Source organism: Streptomyces sp. NPDC046876, from assembly GCF_040645035.1.
Classification (GTDB): Bacteria; Actinomycetota; Actinomycetes; order Streptomycetales; family Streptomycetaceae; genus Streptomyces.
On sequence record NZ_JBEYXK010000074.1, the window covers coordinates 25,702 to 35,734 of the forward strand.

The 10,033-nt window shown below is 76.3% G+C and carries 9 protein-coding genes; 6 read left to right on the forward strand and 3 right to left on the reverse strand.

Annotated features, from left to right (window positions below):
- The first annotated feature begins 8 nt into the window (after nucleotides 1-8).
- Nucleotides 9-1,340, forward strand: coding sequence for a protein kinase (locus ABZ924_RS28635; RefSeq protein ID WP_361915773.1), 1,332 nt, complete (start codon nucleotides 9-11; stop codon nucleotides 1,338-1,340).
- 34 nt (nucleotides 1,341-1,374) lie between these two features.
- On the opposite strand, the gene ABZ924_RS28640 is transcribed toward ABZ924_RS28635, so the two are convergent.
- Both ABZ924_RS28640 and ABZ924_RS28645 read right to left on the reverse strand, forming a co-directional pair.
- Nucleotides 1,375-1,710, reverse strand: a complete 336-nt coding sequence (locus ABZ924_RS28640; RefSeq protein WP_361915776.1) for a hypothetical protein — start codon at nucleotides 1,708-1,710, stop codon at nucleotides 1,375-1,377.
- Nucleotides 1,711-1,728: 18 nt separating this feature from the next.
- Nucleotides 1,729-3,246 carry a hypothetical protein gene (locus ABZ924_RS28645; protein WP_361915779.1) on the reverse strand — a complete coding sequence of 506 codons (1,518 nt, stop codon included), beginning with the start codon at nucleotides 3,244-3,246 and terminating at the stop codon, nucleotides 1,729-1,731.
- 400 nt (nucleotides 3,247-3,646) lie between these two features.
- Here ABZ924_RS28645 and ABZ924_RS28650 point away from each other — a divergent pair, with 400 nt between their 5' ends.
- The 5 genes from ABZ924_RS28650 to ABZ924_RS28670 are packed head-to-tail and all read left to right on the forward strand — an operon-like array spanning nucleotide 3,647 to nucleotide 9,138.
- On the forward strand, nucleotides 3,647-4,684 hold the full coding sequence (locus ABZ924_RS28650) for a 3-oxoacyl-[acyl-carrier-protein] synthase III C-terminal domain-containing protein (protein WP_361915782.1): 1,038 nt from the start codon (nucleotides 3,647-3,649) through the stop codon (nucleotides 4,682-4,684).
- Complete coding sequence (locus tag ABZ924_RS28655; protein ID WP_361915785.1) at nucleotides 4,681-5,451, forward strand: glycosyltransferase family 2 protein; 771 nt, start codon at nucleotides 4,681-4,683, stop codon at nucleotides 5,449-5,451. Before ABZ924_RS28650 ends, ABZ924_RS28655 begins: the two co-directional genes overlap by 4 nt.
- Nucleotides 5,451-7,013, forward strand: a complete 1,563-nt coding sequence (locus tag ABZ924_RS28660) for a class I adenylate-forming enzyme family protein (RefSeq protein ID WP_361915788.1) — start codon at nucleotides 5,451-5,453, stop codon at nucleotides 7,011-7,013. The genes ABZ924_RS28655 and ABZ924_RS28660 overlap by 1 nt, the downstream gene beginning before the upstream one ends.
- Nucleotides 7,014-7,060: 47 nt before the next feature.
- Nucleotides 7,061-8,203 (forward strand): cytochrome P450, encoded by a 1,143-nt coding sequence (locus ABZ924_RS28665; RefSeq protein WP_361915791.1) that lies wholly within the window; start codon nucleotides 7,061-7,063, stop codon nucleotides 8,201-8,203.
- Nucleotides 8,200-9,138, forward strand: coding sequence for an NAD(P)-dependent oxidoreductase (locus tag ABZ924_RS28670; protein WP_361915794.1), 939 nt, complete (start codon nucleotides 8,200-8,202; stop codon nucleotides 9,136-9,138). Before ABZ924_RS28665 ends, ABZ924_RS28670 begins: the two co-directional genes overlap by 4 nt.
- Here ABZ924_RS28670 and ABZ924_RS28675 read toward each other — a convergent pair.
- On the reverse strand, nucleotides 9,123-9,896 hold the full coding sequence (locus ABZ924_RS28675) for a hypothetical protein (protein WP_361915797.1): 774 nt from the start codon (nucleotides 9,894-9,896) through the stop codon (nucleotides 9,123-9,125). The genes ABZ924_RS28670 and ABZ924_RS28675 overlap by 16 nt on opposite strands.
- Nucleotides 9,897-10,033 lie beyond the last annotated feature (137 nt).

The window sequence follows — 10,033 nt, forward strand, 5'->3', positions numbered from 1 at the left end:
AGTGGACGATGAGCGGCATGCTCGACAGCGGTACCCGGCTGACCACCGACGGCGGCCTTGCCGTCGAGGTCTTCGACCTGCTCGGCGCGGGCGGCCAGGGCGAGGTCTACCGGGTGCGGACCCCGGCCGGGGACCAGGCCCTGAAGTGGTACTACCCGGCCTGTGCGACGCCCGCACAGGAGGACATCGTGCGCCAGCTGGTGGGCCGCGGCTTCGACGACGACCGCTTCCTGTGGCCCCTGGACTTCGTGGCCGACGCCCGCGGCGGCTTCGGCTACCTGATGGACATCCGGCCGGACCGGTTCAAGGGCCTGCCGCTGCTGTTCCGCCGCCAGCTGCGCACCTCGCAGCGGGCCCTGCTCAAGGCCTGCCTGTACACGGTGGAGGCGTACCAGGCGCTGCACTCGCGGGGGATCGCGTACCGCGACATCTCCTGGGGCAACATCTTCTTCGACCCGGCCACCGGCGACGTACTGGTCTGCGACAACGACAACGCCGTGGTGGAGGGCGACAGCTCCGGCATCTCGGGGACCATGGAGTTCATGGCGCCCGAGCTGGTGCGCGGCGACCCCGGGGTCTCCCCCGGTACGCAGAGCGACCTGCACTCCCTGTCGGTGCTGCTGTTCATGCTGCTGATGAACCACCACCCGCTCAAGGGGAGGCGGGAGCTCGCCATCCACTGTCTGGACGAGGCCGCCGAGCGCAAGCTGTACGGGAAGCAGCCGCTGTTCGTCTTCGACCCGCAGGACCGCTCCAACGAGCCCGACCCGGCCGAGCAGCCGACCGTACTGGCCACGTGGGCGGCGGCGCCGGACTCCCTGCGGGCCCTGTTCACGCGGAACTTCACGACCGGCCTGCACCATCCGGCGGCCCGGGTGCGCGAGTCGGAGTGGCGGGACACCCTGCGGGCGGTGCTGGACGCGGTCGTGGAGTGCGCGCACTGCGGCCGGCAGAACATGACCGAGCCGCGGGCCGCCGTCCCCGGCACCTGCTGGGGCTGCGGCAGCACGCTGGTGCTCCCGCCGCGGCTGGTACTGACCACACCGCCGCCGCGTACCGAGCACCACATCCTGCTGCACCGGTCCTCGCGGGTACAGGCGCACCACCTGGCGCCGGAGCCGGCCCGGCACGACTACGGCGACGGGACGCTGGTCGCGCAGCTCGAGGAGCACCCGCAGAAGCCGGGCCGGTTCGGGCTGGCCAACCGCTCGGCCGCCGCCTGGACGGGGACCCGGGCGGACGGCACCACCCAGCGGATCGACCCGGGCCAGACGGTCCCGCTGCGCTCGGGCCTGGAGCTGGACTTCGGCGGCGCCCGGGCGGTCGTACGGGCGAAGTAGCCGGGCGGCGGGTTTCAGCGGACTGACCGGCTCGTCAGCCGGTCAGCATGCGGCCGAGCTCCTGGGCCAGGGTCAGCCCGGTGGTGCCGGCGCCCAGGCCCAGGGTGATCGTCTGCAACGACCGCTGGATCAGCCCCGGTTCCGCCGCGCGCCGCTCCTGCGCGGCCCGGTCCAGTTCGCCGCGCAGCACCTCCGCCGCATGGATCTGGGTGGGGGTGGCGGTGTCCTGTTCGCGGAGCCACCCCACGAGCCGGGTGGCCAGCTGCAGGGTCTGGGCGGCGGTGTCCTGCTGCCCGATGTTGATGACGTTGTTCTCGCCGATGTTGGTGGGGCCGTTGATGCTGCCGTTGAAGTTGTAGGTGCCGCTCATCTGCTCCTCCTCATGGGGTCAGGGCTTGGCCGCGCCCGGACCGGGCTGCGCCGCCCCCGCACCGGGCCGGCCCGCACCGGGCCCGGCGCCGTGCTGGTTGATGACGCCGTTGGGGCCGATGTTGGTGGGGCCGTTGACGTTCTGGAAGTTGTAGGTGTGGGTGTTGATGACCTGCTGCGCCGCGTCGAAGGAGCTGGTGTCGACGTTGTGGTCCTTCAGGAACCGCTCGGTCGCTATCAGCACGCCCTGCTGGAGCCGCTGCAGGAAGTCCTGCGCATCGGTGCGCTCGCTGTAGCCCGACTGCTTCCAGTCGGCGACCCGCTCGCGGATGCTGTCGACGGCCCCGTAGTCGTACAGCAGGTGCCTCTTGTCGATCTCGCGGCGCAGCTTCTCCAGGGCGCGGGCGCGGCGCCCGCGTTCCCAGGCCCGGCGCGAGAGCCGCGAGGCGGCGCCGAGCAGCAGGGGCAGCGCATGGGCCGTCGCGTGGGAGAACAGGTCCCACCAGCGCCCGAACCCGTCGATCCGCAGCTCGGTCACGGCGTCGAACCGGGGCTCGAGCGGCGGGATGCCGTACGCGGCCACCTCCCAGGTGAGGCTGGGGTACTGGAGCCGGGCCCGCAGGTGCATGGAGACGATGGCCCGGCCGCCCTCACCGGCCCGCTCGAGGCTGAGGTAGGTCCGCATGCCCGCGCCGGGCTGGACCAGGCCCGCCTGCACGAGCTGCTTGGGGATCTGGGTACGGGGCATGTGCAGCCGGTCGGGCATGAGGTCGGGGCCCACGTACGGGACGTGGTTGCCGATCACGTACAGCCGGTTGCGGACGCGCAGGCCCTTCAGGCCGGCGATGTTCTCCATCTCGCGGGCGACGAAACCGTGCAGGTCGACCACGTCGAAGGGCTTGACGGTCAGTTTGCCTCCGCCGGACGGGTCGTCGGCGGGCCGGCTGATGTCGATGGGCTGCCAGACCATCTCCCGCAGCTCCCAGCCGCTGCCGACGAAGGGGTTGGTGCGCTCGGCGTTCGCCGTGTACGGGATGACGTTGGTCTTCTTCTGGGCGATCAGCCGCTGCTCCGCCTGCGGCTCCACCGGGGGCGCGAGGTCGGCGGGGCGCTCGGCGCCGTGCTCGACGGCGAGGGCGGCGGCGCGGGCCTGGCCGTGGGCCCGGTAGACCAGCCACCAGGCGCTGAGGTACGCGAGGACGAGGGCCGCGGCGGCCGTCTCGGCGAGCTCCGGCAGGTCCTGGAGCAGCGCGTAGAGCAGGGTCGGCACCGCGGCCCAGACGCCTACGGCGCAGATGCCGGCCAGGCGGCGGTCCCGCACGTCGATCCGGCGGACCGCGGAGCGGGCGTGGCGGGCCAGTGCGACCAGGTCGATGCCGAGGGTGAGGCCCATGGCGTTGAGCCGGTCCGCGGTGAGCTCGACGTCCACGTCGCGGGCGAAGTCCTCGTAGAGGTGGGTGCCGGCGCACAGGCGGCGGGTGACGGCATCGGTGCGGTATTGCGCCAGCTGCGGTAACCGGCGCTGTGGTGGCGGCATGGCCCCTCCCCCTGTGGTCTGCCCCACACCCTACGGAAACCTCCCCTGCCTGTCCGGCCGTTACCCCCGATCCCGGCCCCACCGCCGCCTGGACATTTCCAGCCCCGCCGGCACCTGGGCTTTTCCAGCCCCGCCGGCGTTTGGCGCCCCTCGGCTTCGATGGTGGCGGCTGGGTTGCCGGGACTCCGCCCCAGACCCCGCGCCTCAAATGCCGGCGGGGGTGAAGTGGCCCACCCTGCTTCGAAAGCGGGGGTGCCAGCCCTCGGAGAGCGGGACTGTGTCGTCGCCTCCGGCGGCCTGGTCGAGGCGGCCTGGTACTCAGGCGGGATGGGCCGTCGGGGGTGGTCGATTGAGCATGCGTACTCAGGTTCGGGCAGGGCCGGCTTGCCAGGGTGGGGGCATGTTCCTTCAGTCGTCGTCCGATTCACCGCGCGGGCCCGCGCCCCGCGCCGGGATAACCGCCGTCGGCAGCGTGCTGCCGGAAGAGGCCGTCTCCTCGGAGGCGCTGCAGCAGGAGGTGTCCCGGCGCAGCGGACTCGCGCTGCCCCCGCGGCTCCTGGCCCAGGCCACCGGCATCCGCTCCCGCCGTGTCGCCCCCGACGGCGTCTACGCGTCCACCCTCGCCGCCGCCGCGGCCCGCCGGGCCCTCGCGGCCGCCGGGCTCACCGCCCCGGACGTCGACCTGCTGCTGTTCGCGTCCGCGTCGCGCGACATGGTCGAGCCGGCCACCGCCCACATCGTGCAGGCCGAGCTCGGTACGCGGGCCCACGCCCTCGACGTCACCAACGCCTGCAACAGCTTCGTCAACGGCATCGACCTCGCCCGGGCGATGATCCTGGCCGGGCGAGCCCGGCGGGCCCTGGTCGTCACCGGGGAGACCCCCAGCCGGGCCGTGCAGTACGAGCCGGCCGGCCCGGCCGAGCTGCGCAGCGGCTTCGCCGGGTACACCTTCGGCGACGCCGGCGCGGCGGTGGTGGTGGAGGCGGTGGAGCGCGGCGGCATCCTGGACGTGGACACCGAGACGCACTCCGAACACTGGGAGGTCGGCGGGATCCCGGGCGGCGGCTCGCGCCACCCGCGCGGGGACGCGTACACCTACTTCCGCGGTGACGGACACGAACTGCGCGGCGTGTTCGAGAAGATGGGCACCGCCGTCATCGACCGGACCCTGCACCGCACCGGCCTGGACTGGGACGGCTTCGCCCGGGTGCTGGTGCACCAGGTGACGGTGCCGTACCTGGAGCGGTTCGCGGAGCTGACGGGGGTGCCGGCCGGGAAGCTCGTGGTCACCGTGCCCGAGCTCGGCAATGTCGCCAGTGCGAGCATCGGCGTGCAGCTCGACCGGGTCTTCGAGGAACTCGACTCCGGTGACCGGGTGTTGTGCGTGGGGCTCGGCGGCGGGATCAGCGTCATGACGATGGTCTGGGAGAAGTCGTGAGCGGGTCCGGGCCGGCCCCGGGCGCGGGGCGTGCGCTGTGGGTGGTGGTGCCCGCCCACCAGGAGGAGGCCCGGCTGTCGCAGACGCTGCGGGCGCTCGCCGCGCAGCGGGACCGGGACTTCACGCTGCTGGTCGTCGACAACGCCTCCACCGACGGAACCGCCCGCACGGCACGGGAGTTCGCGGCGTCGGCGCCGTTCCCCGTGCACGTCGTCGAGGAGCCGGAGAAGGGCGTCGGCTCCGCCGTGGACACCGGCTTCCGGTACGCCATCGGCCGCGGCGCCGCCCTGCTCGCCCGGACCGACGCCGACTGCCTGCCCCGGCCCGGCTGGACGGGCGCGGCCCGCGCGGCGCTCACGGCCCGCCCCGGGCTGGTGTGCGGGCGGGTCACCGCCCGGCGCGACGAGCACGGGCTGCTCGGGCGGGCCGGCTTCGCCGTGCTCGTCGCCCTCGCCGCCCTGTTCGGGCGGCTGCGGCCGCAGCACGCCCGCCGCCACGGCTTCCGCGCCCCGTACCGCATGCACGCGGGGAACAACATGGCGATCACCGCCGAGCTGTACCTGGCCGTCGGCGGCATGCCGCGGCGGCCCTCGCCCACCGACCGGCTCTTCCTCAACGCCGTACGCCGCCACACCGACCGGATCAGCCGCTGCCGGGGCATGGTCGTGGAGAACTCCACCCGCCGGCTGCGCGCGTACGGGATCGCCGGCACCGCCCGCTGGTACCTCGACCGGGGCAGCGGCCGCCACGGAACGGACCCCCGCTGATGCTCGACCGACTCGACCACGCCCTGCGCACCGTCCGCCCCGAGCGGCCCGCCGTACTGACCTCGGGCCGCAGCGGCGCACCGCGGGTGCGGGTGCGCCGCGGCGAACTCGCCGACCTCGCCGACGCGTTCGCTGCTGCCCTGCACGCGCGGGGGCTGCGGCCCGGCGACACCGTCGGCGTCGCCGTACGGCCCGGGCCGCGGGCCCTGGCCGTGCTGCTCGCCCTGTGGCGGCTCGGGCTGCGCGGGGCCGTCCTCGATCCCGGCGCCGGGCCCGACGTGCTGCGCGCCCGGCTGGCGCTGGCCCGGCCCTCGCTGGTGCTGGCCGACGCGGCCGCCCAGGCGGTCGCGGGGTGGGCCCGGCCGCTGGCCCGCCGGGCCCGGCTCGAACTGCCCGACCTGGCCGGGCTGGGCGCCCCGGTGGCCACCGTCGGGCCGCGGCTGCCGGGGTGCGCGCCCGCGCTGGACCTCGGGGCGCGGCGGGCCGGCGTACCCGGGCCGGGGACGGGGCCGGACCCCGACCCCGATGCCGATGCGGTGATCGTGTTCACCTCGGGGACCACGTCGAAGCCGCGGGCGGTGGTGCACACCCGGGCGAGCCTGGCCGCCGGGATGGACACGGTGCGGGCGCTGTTCACGGGTGGCGGGGCGCCGGCAGCCGCGGCTACGGCGCCGGTGCTCGGCGGGACCTTCTTCGTGCTGGTGCCCGCCCTCACGCGCGGCGCCCCGGTCGCCCTGCCGGCCCGCTCCCCGGGCGTCCTGGCCCGGCAGCTGGACCGGCTGCGGCCCGCGGACACCTACCTGACCCCGCCGCAGCTGCGGGACGCGCTGGGCGCCGGCGCCCGCTTCCACGGGCGGGTGTGGACCGGCTCGGCGCCGGCCTCCGCGGAGCTGCTGGGCCGCGTACGGGAGGCGGGCGCCGGGCAGGCGTGGGGCGTGTACGCGCTGACCGAGCTGTTCCCGGCGGCGGCCGTCGAGGCTGCCGAGAAGGCCGCGTACGACGACGGGGGCCACGACGGGGGCCGCGGCGGCGACCTCGTCGGGGCCCCGCTGCCAGGCGTGACCGCTAAAGCGGACGGGGACGGGCAGCTGCTGCTGGCGGGGCCGGCGGCGCGGCACCGCTACCTGGGCGAGGAGCCCGACCCTTGGGTGCGCACGGGAGACCGCGCCCGGCTGGACGGCCGCGGCCGCATCGTGCTGGAGGGAAGAACGAAGGACATGGTGCTGCGCCGGGCGGAGAACATCTACCCGGGCCTGTACGAGCCCGCGCTGCACGTGCCGGGCGTGGAACTGGCCGTGCTGGTCGGCGTCCCGGCGGACGGGAGCGCCGGCGGGGCGTGCGGGACCCCGGGCGACGAACGCCTCGTGGCCGTGGTCCAGCCGCGCCGCGGGGCGGCAGTGGCGCAGCTGCGTGCCGCCCTGGCCGGGCCCCTGCGGCGGATGGGGTCGGCGCGGCCCGACGCCGTCCTGTTCGCGGAGGTCCCGCTGGCGGGGCGCTCGCGCAAACCGGACCGGGCGGCGGCGTCGGCCCTGGCGGCCGCGCGGCTGCGGGCCCGGCGATGAGGGCGGCCGGGCCCGGGGCGGCCGCGGCGCGGCGTCGCGATCGGCGGGTGTACCTGCGCAGCCACCCGGTGCTGTTCGCGCTGCTCGCCGCCACGCGCGGGCGCGGGGTGCGCCGGCTCGGGCGGACGGTGCTGGTCCACGACGCGGGCGCCTACCGCGAGGCGCTGACCCGCCTGCCGCTGGACCGTACGGCGGCCGGCACCACCGGCGGCGCGGCGCGCGAGGCCCTGGCCGGGGCGGGCGCCCCGGGCGGCGGGGTCCTGTTCGACCAGGAGGGCAGCGGCCACCGGGCCGACCGGCGCGGCCTCGCCGGGGGGCTGGGCGCGGCCGGGGTGGAGGAACTGCGGACGCTGTGGCGGCCGTTGCTGGAGCGCCGGCTGGCTCCGCTGGCCCACGGCGGCGAGGTGGACCTCGCGGCCCTGGCCCGGGAGCTGTCCGGGACGGTGGTCTGCGCCCTGCTGGACTCCCCCGCCGACCCGGCGGAGGTGGCCCGCGCCTGCGCCGAGGCCGCCTCGGCCTCGATCCGCTCCCACCTCCCGGGCCCGCCCCGCCCGGGCGCCGCCGCCAGGGCCGCCGAAACGGCCCGCACGCTGCGGGCGCTGCTGTCCCCCACCGGGGTCGGGGCGCCCGACGCCTGCCCGGTCGCGGGCCGGAGCGGCGGCGCGGCTGCGCGGGCGGCCGAGGGGCAGGGGTGGGACGGTGCTCTGGCCGCCATGGTGGCGGTGGCTGCCGTCAACACCAGCGTGGCCGCGGTGCCGCGCGCCGCGGCGTGGTGTGCCGACGCCGGGTGGTGGGGGCAGGCCGCGGACCCTCGGGTGCTGCCGCGGCTGGTCGACGAGTTGCTGCGGGTCACCGCGGCCTCGCCGGTGCTGCCGCGGGTGGCCGCCGCCGACGGGCGGGTCGGTGGCTGCCCGGTTCGGGCCGGCGACCGGCTGCTGCTCGTCGCCCGGCATGCCGCCGGGGCGCACCGGCGGGACCCCGACGCGCTCGACCCGGCCGTGGCCGCCGACGCCCGGCTGGTCTTCGGCGCCGGCCCCCACGCGTGTCCCGGTGCGCGACTCGCCCGGGCCCAGCTGGCCGACGTACTGGCGGCGCTGGCCCCGTACCGGCCGCGGGTGGTCCGCGCCCGGGTGGACCGGCGGGCGGCGCTGCCCGGCTGGCGGGTCCTGACCGTACGGGCGGCGTCATGACGCGGATCGCGGTGACGGGAGCCGCCGGATTCTGCGGCGGGCACGTGGCGCGGGCCGCGGCGGCGGCCGGCGCGGACGTGGTGTGCGTGGGGCGCCGGCCCGGGCCCGTCGGGGAGCACCGGCACTGGGACGCCGCCCGCGCGCTGCCGGACCTCGCCGGGGCGGACCTGGTGGTGCACTGCGCGGCGGCGGTCGGCGATCCGGCGCCCGGTTCGCCGGGCGAGGCCGAGATGTACGCGGTCAATGTGGCGGGCACCGAGCGGCTGTTGGAGGCCGCCGCGGGCCGGCCGGTGGTGTGGGTGAGCAGTGCGAGCGTGTACGACCCGCGGCGGGACCGCAGCCTGGTCCGCGAGGACCATCCGCGGGCCGGCCACCTGAACGCGTACGGCCGTACCAAGGCGGCGGGCGAGGCCCTCGCCCTGGCCGCCGGGGCGGTGGTGCTGCGGCCGCGGGCCGTGTACGGGCCGGGCGACACCACGCTGCTGCCGCGGATCCTGTCCCGGGTGCGGGCCGGGACGCTGTTCCTGCCGGGCCCGGACGTGCCGCTGAGCCTGACGGCGGTGGAGAACCTGGCCGGGGCCGCGCTCGCCGCGGCCGGGTGGGAGCCGGGGGCGTACAACGTGGCCGACGCGGAGCCGTACGGGCGGGACGCGGCCGTACGGTGGGTGCTGCGGGCCCATGGCGTCCGGGCCCGGATCCGCCACCTCCCGCTCGGGGCGGCCCGGATGGCGGCCCGTGCGGCGGAGCTGCTGTCCGGGGGCGGCGAGCCGGTCCTGAGCCGCTATGCGGTGGACCAGCTGGCGCACCCGGTGGTCCTGGACCTCACCCGGTCCCGCTCCCAGGGCTGGACCCCGCACCGCACCCTGCCGGACTACTTGTCCACCCTGCCGGGCGGTCGGGTGATCGGCCGGTCCGGCCCTCATCGGCCCGGGTAGGAGATCGACCCCAGCGGCGGGCAGGGGACGAGGGTGGTGTCGGCGCCGGGGCGTTCGACGAAGGCCCGGGCCTCGGCGGCCCGCCGGCGCCGGGATTCCAGCTCGTCGGCGTGCCAGGCGTCGCGCAGGGCGCGGGTCTGGTCCCACGGGTCGTCGATGAGGCTGAGGCTGGTGTTGCCGGAGCTGCGCTGGAATTCCGCTTTCAGGGCGGCCCGTTGGAGTGCGGTCTGGGTCGCGGCGAGATCGATGCGGGTGATCAGGACGCCGGGGGTGTTCGGTTCGCGGGTCGGCATGGGGGCCTGCGGCAGCAGCGACACCCCGGTGTCGAGGCGGCCGATGTTGTCGACGCGCGCCGTCTGGGCCTCCTGCGCCATGATCTGCATTTCCCGGTGCAGCCAGAGGAACTCGTCGAGGTCGGCCGCGGTGATGCGCATCCGCTGGTACAGGGCCCGGAAGCGGGGATCGGCGTGCAGCGGGCGTACGGGGGCGCTGTGGAGCGCCACGCAGTCGTTGAAGCCGGCCGCGACCGCGGCGTCGAGGTGGAAGACGACCTGGTCCGCCTGCCCGCGTGCGATGGCCAGGCCGGCGAGGCTCGCATGGCCCGCGGCGACCAGCCACGTGCCGTCGGGGCCGAGCGCCCTGGCGCGCGCGACGACGTCCTGGAGGCCCGCGCTGCCCACCGCGGCGGAACCATGGGTCAGGAACGCCACCAGCAGTTCGTGAACACGGACGGCCAGTGAGTTGACGGTGTCGGCCATGGGTCTCCTCGGACCTCGGTGGTGAAGAGCGGAAGGGGTGTGGGGTCTGTGGCAACCCGGTGGGGATGCCTGGCGGACTCCGGTGAGCAGTCCCTGCTGGTGCTGTGACCGGCCGTGCCGGTCGGGCCGGGGTGTCG